Source organism: Pseudotenacibaculum sp. MALMAid0570, from assembly GCF_040151415.1.
Taxonomy (GTDB): Bacteria; Bacteroidota; Bacteroidia; order Flavobacteriales; family Flavobacteriaceae; genus Polaribacter.
In genome coordinates this window covers 215,079-238,746 of the sequence record NZ_JBDKWF010000046.1, presented here as the reverse complement: position 1 = coordinate 238,746, position 23,668 = coordinate 215,079, and the positions used below count along the sequence as shown (strand labels likewise).

General features: G+C 32.8%; 18 protein-coding genes. 5 read left to right on the top strand and 13 right to left on the bottom strand.

The window, feature by feature from the left end; translation table 11 throughout:
• Positions 1 to 52: 52 nt before the first annotated feature.
• Positions 53 to 1,486, bottom strand: a complete 1,434-nt coding sequence (locus AAON49_RS05800; RefSeq protein WP_349553296.1) for a serine hydrolase domain-containing protein — start codon at positions 1,484 to 1,486, stop codon at positions 53 to 55.
• Positions 1,487 to 1,583: 97 nt separating this feature from the next.
• Complete coding sequence (locus AAON49_RS05795) at positions 1,584 to 3,929, bottom strand: TonB-dependent receptor (RefSeq protein ID WP_349553295.1); 2,346 nt, start codon at positions 3,927 to 3,929, stop codon at positions 1,584 to 1,586.
• A 330-nt stretch (positions 3,930 to 4,259) separates the two neighbouring features.
• Between AAON49_RS05795 and AAON49_RS05790 the strand changes: the two genes are divergently transcribed.
• Entirely contained in the window at positions 4,260 to 5,015 is a 756-nt protein-coding gene (locus AAON49_RS05790; protein ID WP_349553293.1) for a GLPGLI family protein, read from the top strand.
• Positions 5,016 to 5,026: 11 nt separating this feature from the next.
• On the opposite strand, the gene AAON49_RS05785 is transcribed toward AAON49_RS05790, so the two are convergent.
• From AAON49_RS05785 to AAON49_RS05760, 6 genes are all read right to left on the bottom strand, one after another.
• Positions 5,027 to 5,305, bottom strand: coding sequence for a helix-turn-helix domain-containing protein (locus tag AAON49_RS05785; protein ID WP_349553292.1), 279 nt, complete (start codon positions 5,303 to 5,305; stop codon positions 5,027 to 5,029).
• Between the two features lie 356 nt (positions 5,306 to 5,661).
• A complete protein-coding gene (arfB, locus tag AAON49_RS05780) occupies positions 5,662 to 6,066 on the bottom strand; it encodes an alternative ribosome rescue aminoacyl-tRNA hydrolase ArfB (protein WP_349553291.1) in 405 nt (134 codons plus the stop codon).
• The gene (locus AAON49_RS05775) at positions 6,059 to 6,664 is read right to left on the bottom strand and encodes an AAA family ATPase (protein ID WP_349553290.1); all 606 of its coding nucleotides are present in this window, start codon (positions 6,662 to 6,664) and stop codon (positions 6,059 to 6,061) included. Before AAON49_RS05775 ends, arfB begins: the two co-directional genes overlap by 8 nt.
• The gene (gene pnuC, locus AAON49_RS05770; protein WP_349553289.1) at positions 6,625 to 7,254 is read right to left on the bottom strand and encodes a nicotinamide riboside transporter PnuC; all 630 of its coding nucleotides are present in this window, start codon (positions 7,252 to 7,254) and stop codon (positions 6,625 to 6,627) included. Before pnuC ends, AAON49_RS05775 begins: the two co-directional genes overlap by 40 nt.
• Positions 7,247 to 8,014 (bottom strand): phosphoglycerol geranylgeranyltransferase, encoded by a 768-nt coding sequence (locus AAON49_RS05765; RefSeq protein WP_349553287.1) that lies wholly within the window; start codon positions 8,012 to 8,014, stop codon positions 7,247 to 7,249. Before AAON49_RS05765 ends, pnuC begins: the two co-directional genes overlap by 8 nt.
• Before the next feature lie 80 nt (positions 8,015 to 8,094).
• Positions 8,095 to 8,721, bottom strand: a complete 627-nt coding sequence (locus tag AAON49_RS05760) for a 4'-phosphopantetheinyl transferase family protein (protein ID WP_349553286.1) — start codon at positions 8,719 to 8,721, stop codon at positions 8,095 to 8,097.
• A gap of 60 nt (positions 8,722 to 8,781) precedes the next feature.
• On the opposite strand from AAON49_RS05760, the gene ahcY reads away from it, so the two are divergent.
• Both ahcY and AAON49_RS05750 read left to right on the top strand, forming a co-directional pair.
• The gene (gene ahcY, locus AAON49_RS05755) at positions 8,782 to 10,098 is read left to right on the top strand and encodes an adenosylhomocysteinase (protein WP_349553284.1); all 1,317 of its coding nucleotides are present in this window, start codon (positions 8,782 to 8,784) and stop codon (positions 10,096 to 10,098) included.
• A gap of 101 nt (positions 10,099 to 10,199) precedes the next feature.
• On the top strand, positions 10,200 to 11,630 hold the full coding sequence (locus AAON49_RS05750) for an SLC13 family permease (RefSeq protein WP_349553282.1): 1,431 nt from the start codon (positions 10,200 to 10,202) through the stop codon (positions 11,628 to 11,630).
• On the opposite strand, the gene AAON49_RS05745 is transcribed toward AAON49_RS05750, so the two are convergent.
• From AAON49_RS05745 to AAON49_RS05735, 3 genes are read right to left on the bottom strand one after another with little or no spacing between them, the layout of a single operon-like run.
• Complete coding sequence (locus tag AAON49_RS05745; RefSeq protein ID WP_349553280.1) at positions 11,627 to 13,162, bottom strand: YifB family Mg chelatase-like AAA ATPase; 1,536 nt, start codon at positions 13,160 to 13,162, stop codon at positions 11,627 to 11,629. The genes AAON49_RS05750 and AAON49_RS05745 overlap by 4 nt on opposite strands.
• A gap of 41 nt (positions 13,163 to 13,203) precedes the next feature.
• On the bottom strand, positions 13,204 to 13,992 hold the full coding sequence (locus AAON49_RS05740; RefSeq protein ID WP_349553278.1) for a CDC27 family protein: 789 nt from the start codon (positions 13,990 to 13,992) through the stop codon (positions 13,204 to 13,206).
• Positions 13,989 to 14,552: an RNA polymerase sigma factor gene (locus AAON49_RS05735; protein WP_349553277.1), complete on the bottom strand. Its 564-nt coding sequence runs from the start codon at positions 14,550 to 14,552 to the stop codon at positions 13,989 to 13,991. The genes AAON49_RS05740 and AAON49_RS05735 overlap by 4 nt, the downstream gene beginning before the upstream one ends.
• Before the next feature lie 99 nt (positions 14,553 to 14,651).
• Here AAON49_RS05735 and AAON49_RS05730 point away from each other — a divergent pair, with 99 nt between their 5' ends.
• Together AAON49_RS05730 and AAON49_RS05725 are read left to right on the top strand one after the other, a co-directional pair.
• Positions 14,652 to 15,017: a hypothetical protein gene (locus AAON49_RS05730; RefSeq protein ID WP_349553276.1), complete on the top strand. Its 366-nt coding sequence runs from the start codon at positions 14,652 to 14,654 to the stop codon at positions 15,015 to 15,017.
• Positions 15,018 to 15,070: 53 nt separating this feature from the next.
• Positions 15,071 to 17,713, top strand: a complete 2,643-nt coding sequence (locus AAON49_RS05725; protein WP_349553275.1) for a CHAT domain-containing protein — start codon at positions 15,071 to 15,073, stop codon at positions 17,711 to 17,713.
• 193 nt (positions 17,714 to 17,906) lie between these two features.
• Here AAON49_RS05725 and AAON49_RS05720 read toward each other — a convergent pair whose 3' ends face one another.
• Both AAON49_RS05720 and AAON49_RS05715 read right to left on the bottom strand, forming a co-directional pair.
• Positions 17,907 to 21,314, bottom strand: coding sequence for a T9SS type A sorting domain-containing protein (locus AAON49_RS05720; protein ID WP_349553273.1), 3,408 nt, complete (start codon positions 21,312 to 21,314; stop codon positions 17,907 to 17,909).
• A gap of 267 nt (positions 21,315 to 21,581) precedes the next feature.
• Positions 21,582 to 23,555, bottom strand: a complete 1,974-nt coding sequence (locus tag AAON49_RS05715; protein ID WP_349553271.1) for a protein-disulfide reductase DsbD family protein — start codon at positions 23,553 to 23,555, stop codon at positions 21,582 to 21,584.
• Positions 23,556 to 23,668 lie beyond the last annotated feature (113 nt).

The following is a 23,668-nucleotide window of genomic DNA, read 5'->3' as shown; positions in this document are numbered from 1 at the left end:
AAATAACCCAAACACATTGTGTTTGGGTTATTATTCTCATAAAAAACAAGTATTACTCTATCTTCAGTAGTTTAAATCGGTTATTCACTAGAAAGCCTGTTACTTTTTCTTCACCTAGAAAATCAATCATAGTAACAGTTTCAATATCAATAAATTTAGTTGAACTCATAGGTTGTAAAGACAAATTCCCTAAAGGAGTTTGACTAACCAGTTTCCCATCTACCAATTTCATTTCAACAATCAATCCCTGTTCTTTTAACTCGTATTTCCCAGTGTATTTCTTTAGCTCTTCATCAGTTAGATAAATCACTTCTATCACTCTTGGTTTTCTAATAGGCCAATTGTAATAAGCAAAAATGGAATTTTCTATTTCTCTAGCCAATTGCCCGCCATTGTCAGCATTAGTCATCACAATAACTGCATTACCAAGATGTGCATAGGCAACCATATTATTGGTAAAACCTGCATTTTTGCCCCCATGTCCAAAAACAAGAGAATCTTTTTCATGATAAAGAGAAGGGCCTAAACCCCAGTTGTTTTTATGCTTAGTAAGCATTTTTTCAACAGTTTCTTTAGATAAAATTCCGTCAGATTTCCCTTTTAATATCTCTTGAATTTCCATACAATACAAAGCCAAATCAGAAGGTGTTGTCCATAACCCAGCGGCAGCTTGCTCAGGATAATTGTGCCACAAACCTTTAATCAACGAACCATTTCCATAATAAGCAGCACTAATATTATTTTGAAAACTTTGAGAAATTGGTTGTTGGTAAGTGCTGTTTTTCATCCCAATAGGTGATAAAATATTCTTCGCCATATACTCTTCTAGAGGCATGCCACTTACATCTTCAACCACTTTTTCCATCACTGTATACCCGCCGCCAGAATATCTCCAAATACTGCCAGGAGTAGTATTTACGAAGATTTTTGGAGTATTTCCTTTTCCATCTAAAACATCAATGATTGTAGGAAAACTATCTTTTTGTTGATATCCAGGAAAACCATGAACCGTCATTCCAGCTGTATGCGTCAGCAATCTTTTAAGGGTAACTTTTTCATTCTGAGTAAATTCGTTTTCGGGAATTTGCCAGCCTTTTAAATATTGATTCACATCCTTGTCAAGATCTACACTTCCCTCTTCAACTAGTTTTAAAACCGATAAAGCAGCTACAGGTTTACTAATAGAGCCAGCTTGAAATAAGGTTTCGGTATTTACCTTTGTACTGTCTTTTGTGTTCGCGTATCCGTATCCTTTTGCCCATTTAATTTTTCCATTTTCAACAACAGCTATACTAACACCAGGAACTTTATAATGTTCCATTCTTTTATAGATGTTCATCTTTTCAACAGAATCTCCTTTGATTTGGATGTTCTTGGTCAAACTATTTTCTATAGTGCTGATTTCTTGAAGCACTTTTTTATCCTTTTGAGGACTACAATTAGACAATACAAAGAATAGAAAAATAATGAGTGGAAATTTCTTCATGACAATGATTTAGGTTGATAATTGTCTTAAAGGTAGGGCTTTAACATAAAAAAACCGAAGCTAGTGCCTCGGTTTTTTTATTTAATAGAATTTTTGATTAAAACTTCAAAGTCAATCCTAGTAAGAAATTAGCGGTAGCCTGTGGGTAGTATCCTGCTCCGTCAACTGTTGTGGTTGTGCCAGGATTGGTCCAAGTATCATCAAAAGTGTAATAGTAACCTCTGTCTACATACTCAGCATTAAATATATTATTAATCAAACCTGTAATCACAATCGAATCAAAGATTTTCTCGGTGTCAATTTCATACACAAAGTTTAGGTCGTTGGTAAAATAGCTATCCAAAACATCCAAGCGAGAAACGTTGCTGTTTAAATTGCTCATAAACTGCTCACCTACAAATTTGGATAAGAACGAAATTTGGAAATTGCTAGAAGGTTGGTAGACAAACGCATTTCCAACAATCACATTCGGAGAGAATGATAAAGGAGTGTTTCCTAAGTTCTGCAAAGTTCCATCAATAGAAGCATAAAAGTCTCTATTCTTATTAGAACTCAATGCAGCATTAGAACGAATGGCAAATTGTTCATTCAGTTGAATATCAGCATCAATCTCTAACCCGAAACGGTAACTCTTTCCGCTAGTGGCGCGAATAGGAGCTCCAACTCCGTCAATAGCTCCTGTTAACACCAATTGATTTTTATAGTTCATAAAATACAAGTTGGTATTTAGGCGAACTTTATCGGTTTTATAACGCCATCCAAACTCAATATCATCCAAAGTTTCGTGTGTAGTCACTCCACCTTCAAAATCATTTCTATTCGGTTCTCTATTGGCTCTAGCATAAGAGAGATACAAACTGTTTTCATCTGCAATTCTGTAGATAAATCCAGCTTTCGGATTGAAGAAACTAAAACTAGCATCTACATCAATAGGATCTCTATCTGATGTTAATCCGGCTGTTTGATAGTTCACAAAACGACCTTGTAAATCGATATATGCAGAAACCTTTTCACTCAAGTCAAAAGTTGCTTTTGAGAAAACACTAAAATCTGTTTTCTTAGAATCACTAAAGTAATAGCGATCTCTAATATTGGTGTTCGGAGCTAAATCGCTTCCCCAAATCACTTCTCCAAAATGATCATTGGTATAGTTGCTATACGAAATTCCAGAGATGATATTCACATCTTCTTTTTGATAGTTGGTATTGAAGTTTACCACATAAAAATTATTATCCAACCATCTACGAACGATTACATCACTACCGTCAACAATTAAGTTGTTAAAATCAGCAGCATCTTCATTGTCTTTAAACTGTTCAAAGAAACCAGCACCTTGAGTATAATTCAAACCTACGTTTGTAGACCAGTTCTCATTCAATTGCTCATTCCAATGAAACTGATAATGGTTTTGTCCATAATCATCTACTTCATTATCATAGGTATATGGATTTTGCCTTCTGTCTTGCTCCAATTGAGCGGCTGTTAATCCAAACCAAGCTTGATAAGTAACTTCAGTTCCTCCAAAAGCAATGGCTTTGATTAAGGTGTTGTCATCAGAGTAAGCTCCTTGTAAAAAATAGGATTTCAACCGTGTAAAAGCTCTGTCTACATAACCATCAGAATAAACATTTGACAAACGTCCAGAAACTTCAAAGTGGTCATTGATTTTTCCTGTGCTAAACTTTACAGTGTGTTTTCTAGTTCCAAATGAACCAAAAGAATTAGAGATTTCACCATAGGCTTTTTCGGAAATAGCATCCGTTAAGATATTCAAACTAGCACCAAATGCTCCCGAACCATTGGTTGAAGTTCCTACACCGCGTTGCAATTGTAAGTTTTGAGTAGAAGAAGCAAAATCCCCTAAGTTTACCCAAAAAGTACCGTGACTTTCAGCATCATTATATGGAATTCCGTTAATCGTTACATTGATTCGCTCACTGTTAGATCCTCTTACATTTAAATAGGTGTATCCTACACCAGCTCCAGCATCTGAAGAAGAAATTACCGAAGGAAGATAGTTCAAAAGAATAGGAATGTCTTGCCCTAAGTTTCTCTTGGCAATTTCCTTCTTATTCAAATTAGAATAGGTAACCGGAATATTAGAAGTTGCTCTTACGGCTTTTACCAAAACTTCATCTAAAACATCAGTGTTTGGATATATATAAAAGTCGAGTCCTTCAGAGTTTTCAAAAACTTCCACTACTTGAAGAGCACTCTGATATCCTAAGTATTTTACTTCTATGCCATAGCTTCCTTTAGGTAGTTTTAACGTGTAACTTCCCTTAACATTTGTAGTAGTTCCTTTTTTTAATTCAACAACATAAACTGTTGCTCCTTCTAAAGGCTTTTTGTTTTCATCATACACTTTTCCTGAGAGTGTATAATTCTGGGCGTTTGTAAGAATGCTTACAAACAAGAATAAAAAAAATGTAATTTTTTTCATTTTAAAGAAAATTTAAAACGAATAAAAAGAGGTAATTATTCTTGTAATTAATAATTGAATAATTAATGTTATTACAAAAACTTACTTGTAATAACTCTGTCATAAGTTCCTAAACAGCATTACCTGTTCTAGGTTCTATGGGTATGATCTCAGCCTGATTTTAATTGTGAATCACGAATTGTTAATTATGAGTTATGAAACTTTAAAATTCATATTTGATTATTCATCATTCAATAAAGGCACCCCTTTATGAGAACGCGGCAAAGGTATTATTGATTTTTAAATTATAAAACAATATTTGTATATATTTATAGAGTACAAAATGTTCCTATGAAAACGAAAACTCTCTTTATAGTTCCCTTCATTTTATTTTTAAGTTTTACATTTTATGCACAAAACCCTGTAAAAGGAAAAGCTGTTTATAAATTAACTTTTGTAGATATAGAAGCTCGACTGAGTTTGATGAAGGAGAAAATGAAAGCAGAATTTATGGACGAAAAATTTATGAGAAATATGGAAAGAATGTATAAGACCAGAGAGCTTTCTTACACATTGCTTTTTAATGATACGGTTTCTCTTTTTTATCGATCAAAAAACTCTATAGATGCTAAAGGAATGCTTTCTATCATGGGCGATAAAGGAAAATATTACACCAGTTTAAAAAACAAAACCATTTTAAATGAAAAGGAAGCTTTTTCGATGTTGTTTTTGATAAAATCTGATGCTATAGATTGGGAAATTACTAAGGAAACAAAAAAAATAAAAGGATATACTTGCTATAAAGCTGTTGGGAAAAGAAAATTTCATGGGAGAAAAGGTTGGTTTGAAAAAGAAATTGTGGTTTGGTATACTAAAGAAATACCTCATGCTTATGGACCCTCGGTTTACGGAGGAAGCTTGCCTGGATTCATTATAGAGAGCTACAATAAAAATGTAAAATACGAATTTGTTTCAATTGACTTTAATGTTGATGATAAAATCAAAATAGTAAAGCCTACCAAGGGAAAAAAGCTTACACACTTAGAGTTTCAAAAAGAAAGTAAGAAACTAAGTGAAGAAAGTATGTATATGATGAGAAAAAATTAAAGTAAAGTCAATTATTCTAAATTCCTTAAAAGTCTTTTTTGATAATATTTAGAAAAGATATAGACATATTCAGGGCCATTAATTAATTCAGCAGTTTCAATCTCTAAAATTCTAGCGATGTCTATAAATTTTTGAAGATTAATTCTACTATGACCTCTTTCAAGTTTATGATATGCATTTTGACTAATATTAAGCATATCCGCCATATAGTCTTGTGAATATCCCTTTTCTAATCTAATTCTTTTTATTCTTTCTCGGATTTCTTCTACTATCTGCTGTGTAGTGCTCATCGACTCGAGGTTTTAAATGCAATTCTTAGATTTTACTATGGGGGATACGGCACAAAATTAGCAAAAAGCCAAAGCAAGTAGTTTCATGGTTTTCTGGGATATTTATAGCTTTTTCGACTAACCATTTTAGGTTAGTTGCTTTTGCTATTATTTATAGCGAATAGCTATTTTATTGATTGTTAAGTATTTGTAGGTTTGATGTCAAGTTCTTTATGCGAATAAAGGACTGTAAAAAGGAAATCTCTGAACATTTCAGAGTAAGAGATAATTACTGTGGGGGAGAATCAAAATTTTGATTCCTTTTACTGGGGGAGTAATTATAAAGGAGAGTTGTGTTAAGCAACTCTCTTTCCTTTTTATTCAACATCTGGCTTTTTCCTTAGGCTCTTTTTTGCTGACTGTTTCTGTTTACTTTCTAATCGTTTTTGCTTTTGAACTTTACTAATCTTTGTGGTTTTTCTTTTCTTCGGAACAATCAAACCTTTCTCAATAATTTCAAAAAAACGTTTGATGACCTTTTCTTTATTTGAATGTTGACTCCTGCTTTCTCCAGAAGCCAATTGTAATACCCCACTTTTGGTTAAACGAGAAGATAAGTTTTTTTGTAAAATTTCTTTTTCTCCATCAGAAAAGGAAATAGAATTGATAAGGTCAAAAGAGAGCTCTACTTTAGAAGATACTTTATTTACATGCTGACCTCCAGCTCCAGAGCTACGAACAGCTTTGAATTGTAATTCATTATAAATAGATTCTTTATTCATCTTTTAAAGAATCTGAATAGGAGTAAAGGTTACTTCTATTTTTCATAATAGCGTCAATAGCTTCAACAGCAGTTTTAAAACGAGTATCCTTATCTCCTTTTAATAAAATGTAAGGTCTATTGTATGTGTCTAATGCATTTTTAAAAGCATTAAACATCTCCAATCGCTGTTCGGGTCTATCTCTTAAATCATCTTCAACCCAAGGAGTGTCAATATAGGTAAGGAAATACAAGTCATAAGTATTTTCTGTTGCGGCTTTTTCTAACAAAGGATCTACAAAGCCACCATAATATTCTTCAGAATAGACTTTAGTTTCTAAAAGATCGGTATCGCAAATCAATATTTTATCAGCTCTTTTGGCTAACCTGTTCTCTAAAGCTATTTGTCCATAAGCAATGGGAAGAATATCTTGAGGTTCACAAGTTCTTCGCTCTTGATTCCATACTTTTTGCAAATAAGGACGCGCATATTCTTCAGCCCAAACTGTATTATAATGTTTGGCTAATTGAATAGAGAGTGTTGTTTTTCCTGTGCTTTCTGGACCAAACAAAACTATTTTTACAATGTTGATGTCTTCTTGTCTAAGGTTTTTCTCCATGATTTATATCCTAAATAAGCCAAAACAAGGAAAATAGTAAATTGAATTCCTGAAAAACCTAACCCTTTTATAAAGTATAAAGGAACAGAAATAATATTTCCAATAATCCATAATGTCCAATGTTCAATTTTTTTGTTTGCCATCAACCACATTGCAGCAAAAAAGACTCCGGTAGTCAATGTGTCGAAATAATCTGTAATTCTATCAAATCGATTAAAGTATAAATAAACAGCAACAACAAATGCAGCTGTAAACACAAAAATTCCGATAGCTTTTAACTTATCTGATTTATTCGTTCTAGTAATTTCTATATGATGATCATCAATTAGTTTTGCCCACATATACCAGCCATAAATGCTCATCAAAGTGTAATATATGTTAATAATTAAATCCCCATATAAGGTAAATTGATAGCAAATGTAAACATAAATAGTAGTGCTTATAATTCCGGTTGGATAGACCCAAATACTTTCTTTTTTGGCATACCAAACACTTAAAACTCCTGAAATAACTGCTACAATTTCTAATAAGATATTAAATAATGTTGCATCTCTATATGGGTCAATGAAGAAATCAATGATATCATTCATAACGATTGGATTCTGATTTTATAATGGGTTGATTTTCACCCTTCTTAATTTGATTAAAAAAGGTTAAATCATTTTCAAAAGCAGTTCCAATTACCACCATATCTGCTCCAGAATTATAGGCATTATTTAACTGATTGATAGAGTGAATTCCTCCTCCTACAACTAAAGGAATTTTTAATTTACTTTTCACACAATTAACAACTACAGCCCCTACAGGATTTTTAGCTCCAGATCCTGCTTCTAAATAAATCAATTGCTTCCCAGAAAATTCTCCGGCTAAGGCAGTTTTTAAAATCAATTCATACTCTGTTTGAGGAATAGGATTGGTCTTACTAACTCGTTGAACAGAGGTTTCTTTTCCACCATCAATTAAGATATATCCCGTAGGAATTACTTCTAAACCTGATTTTTGTATTTCTAAAGCTGCATCAATTTGCTGGTCTATTAAATACTCAGGGTTTCTTCCTGAGATTAAGCTTAAGAATAAAATTCCATCAGCCTCAGATGTAATTTGATCCGCATTTCCAGGAAAAAGAATGATTGGAAGTGTTGTATAATTTTTAATTTCTCTAACAACAGATTCTATTTTATGATCTCTATCTGTGCTTCCTCCAACAAATATGTGAGTGGCTATAGATTCGTTTACCAATTTTACAAAAGAATAAATCTGATCTATTTGAATTTTTTCTGGGTCAATCAAAACGGCTAGTAATTTTTGACCAGATTCTTTTGCAACTAAAATCTCTTGGTAGATATTCACAATAGCGAAAATAAGAAGTTCTCGATAGAAATTTGCTCTTGTATCATAAATTCATTTGTACAAATAAAATTTTCAACTATTTAATAAGCATAAACACAGGTGAACCCTTCAAATTCTAAAAAGTGAACTATATGGTTTGAGATGTAACCTTCATAACGAATTTCTCCTGTTGTTTTTTCATCAGCAAATCTAAAATCTTCAATATTGATGTGGTGTAAAAACAATAACTTCTTCTTTCCGTAAATTTTATACAACGATTCTTTGGCTCCCCAAACTATTGTCAGCTTACTCACCAAAGCATTATGATTGGCAATCGTGTTATACTCTTCAATTGGAGTAAATTTATGAGCAATTTTCACAATCTTATCTCGTTGCATTTCAATATCAATTCCTACAGGGCCTTTTTTAGAAATCACAATAGCAGAAAAAGTGAAAGAATGGGTAATAGAAATATGAGTTCCATCTTTTAAATGAGGTTTTCCGAACTCGTCATAAATTAAATCAGCATCAGAATATCCTACTTCCTTTAATAGATGACGAATGCTAACAAAACCTCTTTGATGTATTTCGGATCGCATGGAATCCATACGATTTTGGCTATTCTGAGTTAATTCAATTCCAGATAATAAAACTGCCAATGGTTCTTCAATCTTCCAAATCAAAACCTTGGTATCATCATTAACATCAATCCTTTTATAAACAGGCATATTTTAAAAAGTTATTCCGTACCTTTGCGGTCTTAAAAATAGAATAAAAAAATAATTCAGATGAGTACAAATACATCTACTTACGTACCATACAAAGTTAAAGATATTTCTTTAGCATCTTGGGGAAGAAAAGAAATCGAATTGGCAGAGGCAGAAATGCCAGGATTAATGTCGTTAAGAGAAGAATATAAAGAAGAGCAACCTTTAAAAGGAGCTAGAATTGCTGGATGCTTACACATGACTATCCAAACAGCAGTGCTAATCGAAACATTGCAAGCTTTAGGAGCAGAAGTAACTTGGAGTTCTTGTAATATTTTCTCTACGCAAGATCAAGCTGCTGCTGCAATTGCTGCTGCTGGAACACCAGTGTATGCTTGGAAAGGAATGAATGAAGAAGAGTTTGATTGGTGTATAGAGCAAACTTTATTCTTTGGGGAAGATAAAAAACCATTGAATATGATCTTAGATGATGGAGGAGATTTAACGAATATGGTTTTAGATCGTTATCCAGAATTAGTAGATGGAATTAACGGATTATCTGAAGAAACTACAACAGGAGTTCACAGATTATATGATAGAATGAAAGCTGGAACACTTCCTATGCCAGCAATCAACGTAAACGATTCTGTAACAAAATCTAAGTTTGATAACAAATACGGATGTAAAGAATCTGCGGTAGATGCGATTCGTAGAGCTACAGATGTAATGTTGGCTGGAAAAAGAGTAGTTGTTTGTGGATATGGTGATGTTGGAAAAGGAACAGCTGCTTCATTTAGAGGTGCTGGTTCTATTGTAACAGTTACTGAAATCGACCCTATTTGTGCTTTACAAGCTGCAATGGACGGTTTTGAAGTGAAGAAATTAGAAACAGTTGTAGGAAATGCAGATATCGTAATTACTACAACAGGAAATAAAGACATCGTTCAAGGAAGACATTTTGAGGCGATGAAAGACAAGACTATTGTATGTAATATTGGTCACTTTGACAATGAAATCGACATGGCTTGGATGAATGATAATCATGGAGCTACTAAAGTTGAGATCAAACCTCAAGTAGATAAATATACAATCAATGGAAATGACATTATTGTTTTGGCTGAAGGACGTTTGGTAAACTTAGGATGTGCAACAGGACACCCAAGTTTTGTGATGAGTAACTCATTTACTAACCAAACCTTAGCTCAAATAGAGTTATGGAACAATATTGATGCTTACAAGAATGAAGTGTATATGTTACCTAAACATTTAGATGAAAAAGTAGCAAAATTACACTTAGCTAAAATTGGTGTTGAATTAACAGAGTTACGTGAAGATCAAGCAAGCTATATTGGTGTAACTGTTGAAGGACCATACAAGCCTGAGCATTATAGATACTAAAAAATCGTTTGTAGTCTTAAAATTAAGACTGCTTTGCTTTTAGATATAAAAAAACCTCTCATTTAGAGAGGTTTTTTTATTTTTAGACTCAAATCCAATTCATGGCACTTTCCAAAAAGATCGGTTTACTCTTAGCTCCTATTTTATTTATAATTATTGTAAACCTTCCATTTCAATTGGTTTCTGAAACAGGTGATGCCGTTATTGCTGTAGCCGTTTGGATGGTGATTTGGTGGATAACTGAAGCAGTACACATTGCTGTTACGGCACTATTACCCCTAGTTTTATTTCCATTGTTAGGAGTTATGAATGCGCCAGATGTAGGAGCCAACTACGGACACCCAATTATCTTTTTATTTTTTGGAGGATTTGTATTAGCCTTAGCACTAGAAAAAGTAAACTTACACAAACGAATTGCCTTAAGCATTATTAGAATGACTGGTACTACGCCCAATAAAGTCATTCTCGGGTTTATGTTAGCCACCGCCTTTATGAGTATGTGGATTAGTAATACGGCTAGTACAGTAGTAATGTTGCCTATTGCCATTTCTGTCATTAAATTATTGATTGATGACGAAGATGGATTCACCAAAGGAGATCGAAATTTTGCCTTGAGTGTGATGCTAGGAATTGCATTTTCAGCCAATGCAGGAGGAATAGCTACTGTAATTGGAACACCGCCAAACTCGGTATTAATTGCATTACTTGAAAGCGAATACAACATAGAAATTTCATTTGTGAAATGGATGAGTATGGGATTACCTTTTTCAATTCTAATGGTTGGAGTATGCTATTGGGTTTTGGTAAAATGGATGTTTCCATGTAATCATATTCAGTTTTCTACATCGGCAAGTGTAATTACAGATGAGTTGAAGTTGTTAGGAAAAATATCAAAACAAGAACGAAGAGTACTCACTATTTTTTCAATCACAGTTTTTTTATGGATTACTAGAACTATTATTAATAAAATTTTCCCAGGATTGAAACTTTCCGATACAATTATTAGTTTGATTGGAGCCATCTCTTTATTTGCGATTCCGTTGAATTTTAAAAAAGGAACTTTTGTCTTACAATGGAATGATACCAGCAAACTTGCTTGGGGTATATTACTCTTATTTGGAGGAGGTTTGGCTTTGGCTAAAGGAATGGCTTCAAGTGGTTTGGTAGATGTAATTACAGAAGCAATTCAGAACGGAGGCTTTAGTCCTATTGTAGTTGTAAGCTTGTTAATTGTTCTCATGCTATTTATGACTGAGTTGATGAGCAATGTAGCATTGGTAGCAGTACTAGCTCCTGTTGTGGCAGGAATTGCCATTGGATTAAATATTCCGATGTTAAATGTTCTCATTCCCGTAACGATGGCATCAAGCTGTGCATTTATGTTGCCTATGGCAACGCCACCCAATGCTATTGTTTTTGCAAGTGGTTACGTCAAAGTAAATCAAATGGTGAGAGCTGGAGTCATTTTAAACATTCTAGCTGTGATCTTTTTGATTTTATATTACTTGTTTGTAATTCCGGTAATTTTTTAACCCAACCAGCCTTCACGATCTAGACTCCTATATTGAATTGCTTCTGAAATATGATTGGGTAAAATATCTTTTTCGAAAGCTAAGTCTGCTATAGTTCTAGCAACTTTTAAGATCCGATCGTAAGCTCTAGCAGAAAGGTTTAGCTTTTCCATCGCAGTTTTTAAAAGCGATTTACTTTCTTCAGATAGCTTGCAAAATTTCCGAATCTGTTTTACATTCATCTGAGCATTGTAATGTATGTTTTCGAGTTCATGAAAGCGTTTGGTTTGAATCTCTCTAGCATGAGTAACACGTTTTCTAATCTCTTTACTTGGTTCACTTTTTCGTTCATCAGATAATTTATCAAAAGGAACAGGAGTCACTTCGATATGAATATCAATCCTGTCCAATAAAGGGCCAGAGATTTTGCTTAAATAACGTTGCATTTCTTGAGGAGAAGAAGTTAACGGACTAGAACCATCATTAAAAAAACCGGACGGACTGGGGTTCATACTAGCCACTAACATAAAACTACTGGGATAAGTAACAGTAAATCTTGCCCTAGAAATAGTTACTTCTCTATCTTCTAAAGGCTGCCTCATTACTTCTAAAACCGTTCTTTTAAATTCAGGTAATTCATCTAAAAACAACACTCCGTTGTGAGCCATAGAAATTTCTCCAGGTTGAGGATATTGTCCGCCGCCCACCAAAGCAACATCTGATATCGTATGGTGTGGAGAACGAAACGGACGCTCATATAACAATCCATTGTTCTTCGTTTTTCCAACCACAGAGTGAATTTTGGTAGTTTCCAAGGCTTCTTGTAGCGACATAGGAGGAAGAATAGAAGGTAATCGTTTGGCCAACATGGTTTTCCCAGCTCCGGGAGGACCAATCAAAATAATATTATGACCTCCCGCAGCGGCAATTTCCATACATCTTTTAATAGATTCTTGACCTTTCACATCTGCGAAATCAAATTCAGGAAAGTCGATGTGTTTGTAAAACTCCGTTTTTGTATCTACTTCAGTTGGAAGTATCTGTTGGCAATTATTAAAATGATCTATAACCTCTTGAATACTATTTGCTCCCAAAACATGAAGTCCTTCTACAATGGCTGCTTCTTTAGCGTTTTCTATGGGTAAAATCAAATACTGAAAACCTTCTTCTTTTGCTTTGATTGCAATGGGTAGTGCACCTTTAATAGGTTGTAAACTTCCGTCCAAAGAAAGTTCTCCCATAATTAAATAATCATCAATATGATTAGATTCAATTTGGTTGGAAGCCATCAAAATTCCAATTGCAATGGTAAGGTCGTATGCCGCTCCTTCCTTTCGTAAATCGGCGGGAGCCATATTAATAGTAATCTTTTTTCCTGGAAGTTTGTATCCGTTATTTTTTAATGCAGCTGAAATTCGAAAAGAACTTTCTCTAACTGCATTATCTGGTAATCCTACTAGATGATAACCAATCCCTTTATCAATATTAACTTCAACGGTAATTGTGGTAGCCTCAATACCAAAAACGGCACTACCATAGACTTTTGTAAGCATAGCAATTCTTTTTCTTTAGCAAGAGAAAGATAAGAAAAAAATTATTTTAATTTCTTTATAAGCTTTTTGGCTTCTTTGTTTTTAAAGTAAGAACTGTCAATAATGATTTGTAATTCTTCTTTAGTTTTTTCGGTTTGATCCGATTTTAGATATAACAAACCTTTGTACCAATAACCTTTTTGTGCATCGAGAAGATTGCTATTAATTAATTTGTTGAGCGTTACTTCGGCTTCATCATACTTTTGTAACTCTATTTGAGAAAGAGCCAGATATAAATACACATTTCCATTTTTTGAAGTATCTACAACTTGAGTTAAAATTTCTATAGTCTTTTGATATTCTTTTTTGTCAAAAAATACTTGAGCTTTGGCAAGTTGATTGATGGAATCGCTTCTATCTACTAAAGCAAGCAAATCGGTTCCTTGAAGATAAGAAGAAAACAACGCATCATTAGATTTAGGAGAGAGGTTAAATACATTATAAGCAATAAAAATTAAAACAGATGCTGCGGCTGAATATGCCAACCAATTTTTTCTTTTAGGAACAGATGTTTTATTGTATTCGTCCTGAGCTTGGGCGATTGTTTTTTTTAGTTCTTGAGTTTCTTCACTTTTGTAAATAGCTTCAAACTCAGTTACCTCAGGATTGTCATCTTCTTCCAAGAAACTCCAAGAGTTTTCATCCAATGATTCTCTAAGCTGTTTTTCTAAAGTAACATGTTCTTTAAACTCGACATCACTATTCACTCTCTCTAAAAAAGATTTTCTCTCTTCTTTGGAAAGCTCACCGTTTAGAAAACGTTCAATTAATATGTCATCTTCTAGACTCATACTTCTACTAAAGAAAGATAACGATGGTCTTTTTTTATGAGCCCCATCAATTGTTTCTTACATTTAAAAACACGTTGACGAACAACAGTCTCAGAACTGTAATCGTATTCTCTGGCAATTTCTGCATAGGAAATTTTGGCAAAGAACAGGTTTAAAATCTTCTTACAATTATCTGAGATTAACTGCAGTTTTTCGGTAAATAATTCTTGTCTTTTTTGCTCAACTATTGCAATAGCTTGATCCTTCTCTTCAGTAACTAGTTCCACAACTCCGTTGTTTGTTACCCTGTTTTTTGATTTATTTAACTCTCTTCGCCATAAATTTTTACAGACTGTATATAAATAAGCTTCAAAAGTATTTTTGATTTCAAATTTTTCCTTTTTATATCGAACAGCAATTTGCAACAGAGCCTTTTGAAAAATATCTTCTGCATCTTCAGTATTACCCTTGTTTTGCATCACAAACTTACGCACAAAAGGAAAACAATCTTTATAAATAGATTGAATCTCTAGGGAGTTTCCGGTAGCCAAAGCATTTAAAAAATAAGAACTGTTCTTCATAAAAATGTCTCAGTTGTGAAACAAAAATAAAATTTTATATTTGAGTGGGTAACATTTTTTTAAAGGAGTCACTATTAATTGAACTTTAAAATTTATAAAATGAAAAATTTAAAAACGATTATTGTATTATTTTTAGGAATAATCTTGCTTAGCTTCCAAGAAGCAAAAAATCCAAAAACAACTTTTGATGTTAAAGAAGTATCTTCTAGTACTTCTGTTAATAAGGTTTTTGTAATTTATGCTAACTGGGTGTCTGAGAGTCAAAAGCAAAGTATTCGAGAAAGTTATATTGAAGTTTTTGGCGTATTTCAAGTACAAAGTTGTTCTAATAACCCTCAAGCGGAGATCTGGCACTTTACTCCTCAACCTCCACCAGATACATTTGATGCTGATCCTGTTGTTGATGTTGAAGAAGGAATTACTTTTTATTATAATAGAGTTCCTGGGATTACTATTTGTAAATAATGTTAGATGAAAAAAATTTTTTTTTCTGGCTATGCATGTTAATAAGTATTAACATGCATAGCCAGAATTACTTTGAGGTATATAAAAAGTTAAAAACAACAAATAAATCTAACTTAGAAAGAACGACCGATAGTTTAATTACCTTATCAGAAGTTAGTGAGGATTTTAAATCATTAGCCAAGATAGCCCATGACTATTCTATTAATTTATTTCGAAAAAGGAACTATTTCAAAGCTCTTAAATATGCTAATGTGGAGGTTAGAACATTAGAATCTATTGAAACTGTTGACAAAACTTATTCTATAGCTCTTCATAATCTAGGACTTTTTTACAGACTAAATTATCAATATGAAGAAGCTGTTGAGTGCCAGATTAAAGTAATTAATTTAAACAATTATAAAAAGAAAACTGGTCAAGCATATGCTGAATTGGGAAGAATATTTTTAAAGAAAGGAAAATATTCAGAAGCAAAAGATTATATTAAGAAAGGAAATAATATCCTAAGAAGTATAAAGGACTATAGAAATTTATATAGCAACTATATCAGTTTAGTGACGGTTTTGGAGCACATAGATACTAAACAAAGTATTGGAGAGGCTCTAATGTTTATGAAGAAAATATCTGAACTTAAAAAGAATATTAAGTTTTCTTCAGCTATGAATTTAAATGAAAATATAGCATATGCTAACTTATATAGTAATTCAAATATTTTTAATTTAGAGAAAGCAAAATCTTTTTATTTTAAAATTTTAGATTTAAGTTTTAAATCTAAAGATTCATTATTAATTGGCAGACGTTTATCAGATATTTCACATATATATAATCTTAAGAAAAATGATAGTGCTCAATATTATTTAAAAGAAAGTGAGAATTATATGAAAACCCGCACATATGATAGGGTATATTTATATGAAAATTTTAGTGACTATTACCTTTTAAAGAGAGATTACAAAAAATCTCTATTATATCTTAATAAGGCTATTGATTTTGATCAATTAAACCCTGATTATTTAAACAATTCTAATATTAAATCTAAATTGTTTTTTATCCGTAATAAGGAAAAAACACTATCGCTCTTTATTAAGAAAATGAAAGTTTATATTCTAATGTATCATAAACTTAAAGAACAAAATTATATCCTAAAAATAGAAAAATTGATGAATACGATTGATGATTTAGTAGCAATTATCAATAATTCAAGTAATGAGGAATCCACTCAATTAATATGGCGTAGAGAAGCTTCCCAAGCATATTTATATGGTTCTTATGCAGCTCATTTATTAGGGGACGCTGATTTGGCTTTTTCGTATATGGAAAAGAGCAAAGCATTGTTGTTAAGTGAAGGCGTTTTAAAGAACACCGAGTTTCAAAACTTGCCCAAACACATTTCTGATAAGGATACACAGCTTAAAAAACAGATGTATGAGTTAGAAAATCATCTAGCAAGTCAAGAATCTAAAGCATTGCAAGATTCGTTATTCAATGCTAAAATCTACTATGAGAAATATGTAGATTCTTTACAACTTCAGTTTCCTAAATACTTTGATCGGAAAATTAATGTAACTCAAGTTCCTTTGTCAGAAGTTCAACAAGAACTTTCAAACAATGAAGCAGTGATTTCTTATATCTGGAATAATTTTGATGATGAAAAGGAAATTGCTTTAGGGCTAGTAACTACCAAAACATCAGCAACTACCTTTGAAATAGATCATGTAGATTCTTTAAAAGCTAGATTGATAGATTACAAAAGACTTATCTCTAAACCCTTTGCAACTAGAGAAGATCAAAAGAGATATCAAAAGGTAGCTTATCAATTGCATCAACAATTAATTCCAGAAGAGGTTCAAGAATCCATCAAAGGGAAAGATTTATTGATTATACCAGATGGAGATTTACAAAATCTTCCTTTTGAAGCCTTCATTACTTCAAAAGAAAATAACCACTATTTGATTCAAGATACTGATATAAGTTATTCGTATTCGTATTCTTTTTTACAACATAACAAAGAACTTAAAAGAGAAACGAAGCAGTCTTTCATAGGATATTCACCCATCAATTTTGAGTCGTTGCCAAGTCTACAAAACTCAAAACTAGAGTTAGAACAGATTAATACGCAGTTTGAAGGAGTTGTAAAGCTTCAAGACACTGCAAGCAAAGAAGATTTTTTAGCGAACAGTTCACAGTCACAAATCATTCATTTAGCTACACATGCCGATGCAGGGAAGAATCCTTGGATTGCTTTTTCAGACGGAAAGTTAGAGTTGCATGAATTGTACACCTACAAGAACAATGCAGATTTGGTTACTTTAAGTGCTTGTAATACTTCTTTAGGAGAAGTTGCTAAGGGAGAGGGAGTATTGAGTTTAGCACGAGGGTTTTTCTACTCAGGATCAAAATCTGTGGTTTCTTCTTTATGGGAGGTGAATGACAAATCTACCTCAGGAATTATGACTGATTTTTACAAGAACCTAAACAAAGGAGAAACCAAATTGGAAGCGCTTAACAACGCAAAGAGAAGATATCTCAAAACTCATGAATTGTCAGCACAATCACCTTATTACTGGTCTTCATTTATCTTGATAGGCGATGCGGGAGAGTTAGATAAAGAACCTAATTACTTTTTATACATTGCTATTGTAGTAGGTGTTTTGTTCTTGTTATTTCTATTTAGAAAAAAATCAAAATTTATTGGGTAACGTTTTTTGACTGCTGTAACTATAGAGTGAACGATGTATAAAGTTAGTTTCTCATTGTAGTTTAGTTAGTTAATGAAGCAGCTTATGAATCGTTCGACGTTTCAAGGGAAAAATGCTATGAAAAACCTTCAAGAAACGAGAAGCTCGCCAATTTGGCGAGCTTTGTTTGTATAATTAAGAAAAACACTAAGTATTATTCTAAGATAATTTTCTTAGTTGCTATTTTTCCATTAGAGTTTATTTTAAGAATATACAATCCTTTACTTTGATTATTTAAGTATAAAGGATATGATCCTGACATAATATCTTTTTGTTCAAAAACTTTTTGTCCTAAATAATTATATACTGATATGGTAGTTTTTTCATTATTTGACCATTTAACATTGAATAGATTATTTGAAGGGTTAGGAAAAACGGAAACTATATTTGAAAATTCTTCATTGATAACAGATAATGTGCCGTTAATAACAAAATCATCAATCATAACACCTTCTTCATTTACGCCAGAATCAGCAGCAAACTTGAATCGGAAAATAATATTAGATTCTGAAGAAAAAGACCCTAAATCATAACTGTAATCATGAACGGTTGCATTATTGCCTCCCAAAGAATTAGTGTCTTCGCCTTCTCCTGTCCATTGTCTACCAGGAATTCCATTGGCAGTACTAGAGCTATTATACCAATTTGGATCATTAGCTGAACCAAGAATTTGCCAAGAGTCTCCACTATTAGTACTATACTCAACAACTAAATAATCCCAGTTTTCTTCTATGTCAAAAGCCATTTTAAATGATAAAACAGGGTTGACTACCTGAGTTAGGTCATAACAGTTTGAATATAGATAACTTGTTGTATTGTTAGGGTAATTTCCTGAAGCCCCTGTTACATATGCTTGAGAGCCTGTACCCGCAGAATTCAATAAAGTTTTACTTGGAGTAGCAATCTCCCATAAAGAATTACTAGTAGATCCAGCATTTTCAGATAATAAAGCATCAGTTGTAGCGTTCTCGAAAGAGTTTACAATTGTTGGATTTGAACTAGCATCATTAATTTTAAATCCTTCACTTAATGTATTGTTAGTATCATAAGTATCATTAGTAGCAGTTACTTCAACATTAATTGTATGTACACCTAAATCAGAAATAGTAATCTGAGGTAGAGAAATAAGAGAAGTCTCTTCAGAGTTTAAAGATCCATTCCAGTTATAATTTAAGCCTGTGCCATTATCAAAATTATAGTTTACAGTTACATCTGTTAGTACATTAACACCTTGGTTTTTAATTGTAATTTGAGGAGTAAATGTGGAGTTGCAATTTATCCCATCTGTAGGGTTGTTAATTGAAACGATTTTCACATCAACTGGAGGTAATTGTCTAGGGATTTCAGAAACAAATACTCCTCGACCATATGTGGCAGCGATAAGTTTAGAATCTTCCTCATTTATTTCTAAATCTCTAATGGCTACATTCGGTAAGTTATTATCAAAAGTTTGCCATTCTGTATCATCATCATTCATTGAATATACTCCCAATGATGTTCCTAAGTATAAAGTGTTATTGCCACTTCTGGCATGATGTTTAATAGATAGTTTTGATTCAGAAGGTGTACTTGTACCAATGCTTTGCCAAGTAAATTGCCAAGCTGGCGCAATAGCATTCGGCACCTTATACACACCACTATTTGTAACAAAGTAAAAAGAGTCATCAATAGAACTGAAATCAATTGCGTTAATCGTTCCAGCTCCAACAAAAAAACTTTCAAAATTTTCACCTTTATCAATACTTCTATAAAGATTACTTCCTCGAGTAACAAAAATAACATTAGGGTCCCTTGGACTTACTTTTACGTTAACTAGATTACCTCCAAAAGAAGCATTAGATACTTGAGCCCAAGCTCCATTTTCCAACCTATATAGTTCATTATAACCAGCATATACATCTCCTTCACTACTCATAGCTAAAGGAGTTACCCAATTACCATTTAAGGTGCCATTATTAGGTGACTGAATACCTCCAGTTCTTGTTTGTCCTCCATCAGTTGTTTCATATAATACTCCTCCTCTTTGGATAAAGCCAAAATAATTATTTGCATTAGTAGGGTTAACTGCGCAGTCCATTCCATCAGCGCCATAATAATTATTCCAATTATTATCACTGAAGGCATATCCTCCGTTATCCTGTAATCCACCTACTATATTACCAGAATTTTGAACAGCTACAGATATCCTATAGAATTGTCCGATAGCTAAATTTTCGGTAAGATCTGTGAAACTATTACCATCATTAGAGGATACATATACACCTCCATCTGTACCAGCATATAATTTTCCGTTAAAATATCTTAAATAGTGGATGTCAGCATGAGTGTAAGCGGCAGCATTTGGAGAGCTCCAATTGTTAATTTTTGAAAAGTTTGTTCCACCGTTAGTAGACCTCCAGACATTTAAAACGCCTACGAAGAGAGTGTTTTCATCAGTGTCAGAAACACCTAAAGCCATATCAAACCAAGCTTGAGTACTTTCAAAAATATCAGTTGTTTCTGGTGTTTTAGTAAAGCTAGAACCGCTATTGGTTGATTTAAAAACACCACCAAAAGCAGATCCACCAGCAGCTCTTAATAGATAAACATAATTTGCATTAGCCGGAGTTACATCAATTTCTAATCTTGTAGCTCCAGAAAGCCCTGAAATAAAAACACTTTGAAAAGTTTCTCCAGAATCTGTAGATTTATAGAATTCATTCGAAGAAACTGCATACCAAGTGGTTTGATCTCCAGGCTTCATTTTTAAACTTCTAGCGTTAATGGAAGATTTTTGTACCCAAGTTGCTCCTCCATCAATAGATTTAAAAACTCCACTGCTCGTAGCTACCATTATTGTATTAGCATCGTTTGGGAAAATATAAATTTCATTCATAGATCCAGGATTAGGTGAAATAACTCCAGTATTATTCCAAGTAGTTCCTCCATCAGTAGATTTCCAGACACCAACAGCATAAGAATCGTTGGCATCATCATCACCAGTAGCTATATATATGATGTCTGAATTAGTATGATCTATAGCTATACCTGAAACACCTATTTGTGGCAAATGATCTGTTAAAGGAGACCAATTAATACCAGCATCTGTTGATTTCCATATTCCACCAGCTGGAGCGCCAACATATAAAGTATTGCTATTGTTAGGGTCTACTGTAACTACATTTACTCTTCCTTGACCAGAAGACCAAGATGCAGTATTGGTATGAGCATAAGGACCCAAAGAGGTCCAATTACTAAGGTCATTTAACCTATTTTGTGATGCGTTTTTTTCGTTTTTTTCTTTCCAAGCATCCCAAAGAGCTTTGGAATCTTTAATTCGTCCTTGTTCATCTAGGAAAAAACTCCAATGATATTTCCATCGTTCAAAAGGCTTTAATCCGCTACCTTTTGCGTTTTCATCTATTGTTTTAAAATAGTTTTCAGCTTCTTTTGCAATTTGTTCAAGAGTAGGATTGCTATTTTTATTTATTGCCTTACTAGCCCAAGGAGCGTAGTTTTGTATTTTCTGCGCATAAAGAGAAATACTAAGCAATAAAATGATTAGGGATAATAGTTTTTTCATTTTATTAGTAGTTTGTTTTTGAAAATTGTGTGAAATTAAGGAATATTTCTCGTTTATAAAATTGATTTTAAGAACTTTGAAGATAAAATAAGAAAACACTAATTAATATTTTTAAGTATTACTTTGGAACTTCATCCTAGGAAAATGCTATGAAAAGAACCAACCGACGGTATCAAAGCTCACTACTAGTAGTGAGCTTTTTCTGTAATAGGTTTCAACATAAAAAAAGCCATCGTTAACGATGGCTTTTGAAATATATACTTTAAATTATTTCTCAGCTTTTGCCTTAAACTTGTTGCTACCTTCTTTCAGCCAATTGAAATAAGTATCACGATCTGTATATTGCTCTGCTCTGGTTAAAATCTCTAAATCAGAAGTCATTTGAACATAATAAGGTTGTGAGGCAGTGTGGAAATTTATATTCTGAAAAGTGGCCCATTTATCTCCAACAGTTTCAATATCTTTAGTTTTTCCGTTTTGTCTTAGAAAGATAAATTGTTCCTCTTTAGGAAGTTTTTTTCTATCATCTACATACAGCGAAATCAAGATGTAATCATCTTTCAGCATTTGATAAATATCAGGCTCGCTCCAAACATTCTCTTCTACTTTTCTACAGTTTACACAAGCCCATCCTGTAAAGTCTAAAAGAATTGGTTTATTTTCTTTTTTAGCTACTGCAAGCCCTTCTTCAAAATCTTTATAACAATTCAATCCTAGAGGGCAGTCGCTTTCTTGCTGATAAATACTGTAAAATTGAGGAGGAGGAAAACCACTTAGTAAACTTAACTCCCAAGACGGTTTTTTAGTAACTCCAGGGATTAGATAAATTACAAAAGCGACAGTTAAAATACCAAAAGAGATTCTAGAAAAACTTAATTTCTTTCCTGGGCCATCATGAGGAAATTTAATGCGTTTAAATATATATAAAGCAAGTCCTATGAATAATACAATCCAGATACCTACAAAAACCTCTCTCTTTAAAAGTCCCCAATGTTCAACTAAATCGGCATTAGACAAGAATTTAAACGCAAATGCTAATTCTAAGAATCCTAAAACTACTTTTGTAGTATTCAACCATCCGCCAGATTTTGGTAACGAGTTTAACCATCCAGGGAATAAAGCAAATAAAGCAAAAGGTAAAGCTAGTGCTAAACCAAACCCTGTCATTCCCATACTAAGTTTCATTGCAGGATCACCTGTAGAGTTCATAGAACCTGCTAAAAGAGATCCTAAAATAGGTCCAGTACAAGAAAATGAAACTATGGCCAGTGTAAGTGCCATAAAGAAAATTCCAATTAATCCTCCAACACTAGAAGCATTATCCATTTTATTACCCCAAGAACTTGGTAAAGTAATCTCATAGTAACCAAAAAATGAAAATGCAAAGAATACTAGAATTGCAAAGAAGAAAATATTTAGCCACACATTGGTAGAAATATTGTTTAGTATATTAGGGTCTAACCCATCAATTAAATGAAAAGGAAGACTTAATAAAACGTAGATTAAAACGATAAAGAATCCATAAAGAATTGCATTGCTAATTCCCTTTGCTTTATTTTTAGATTGTTTCGTAAAAAATGAAACAGTTAAAGGAATCATTGGAAATACACATGGTGTAAGTAAAGCCAGAAAACCTCCTACAAAACCAAGTAAGAAAATGGCTAGAAAATCTGTTTTTGCTTTTTCGGATGATTCTGTTAAACGTTCTTTATTCTTAAGATTAAGCTTTAAAGCGTTCGATAACTTTTTACTCTTTTCATCAATTGTTGTTACAGTAGATTCTTTAGGAACTGTTGAATTAAAATAAAAGAAGAAAGTTTCATCTACTTGTAAGCAAACCTCTTTGCAGACTTGTCCTTCTAGAGTAACTTTAATACGTTTCACATTGGGATCTAATAACTCTATACGTTGCGTTAAAGTTCCTTTGTCTTTGAAAAATATCTCTTCTTTTTCCCAAGTCTCACTATACTCTTTATACGTTTTACTTTCTTTTGCCTTTCCAATTAATTTGAACTTTGGATTTTCTCCTGCAGCCGAAATTACAATAGGTAAAGACGCATCTTCAGGATTGAACTGAGAATATAGGTGCCAATCTCTTAAAATTTGTGCTTTAAAAATTAAATCATATTCAGTGTCTGATATTTTTTTCAATTCTGTATCCCACGCTACAGGCTCTGTTTCTGTTTGAGAAAACAATGAAAAAGAGAAAAATAAAGCAATGTAAAAAAGAAGTTTCTTCATGAGGTGTATTATTGTTTCGGAAAATTACAAATACTATCTTACTTAAGACGATGTGGTAAAATAATTTAAGTTTTTTTTATACTTCATAGTATTTCTATAAAGACAAATAAGTG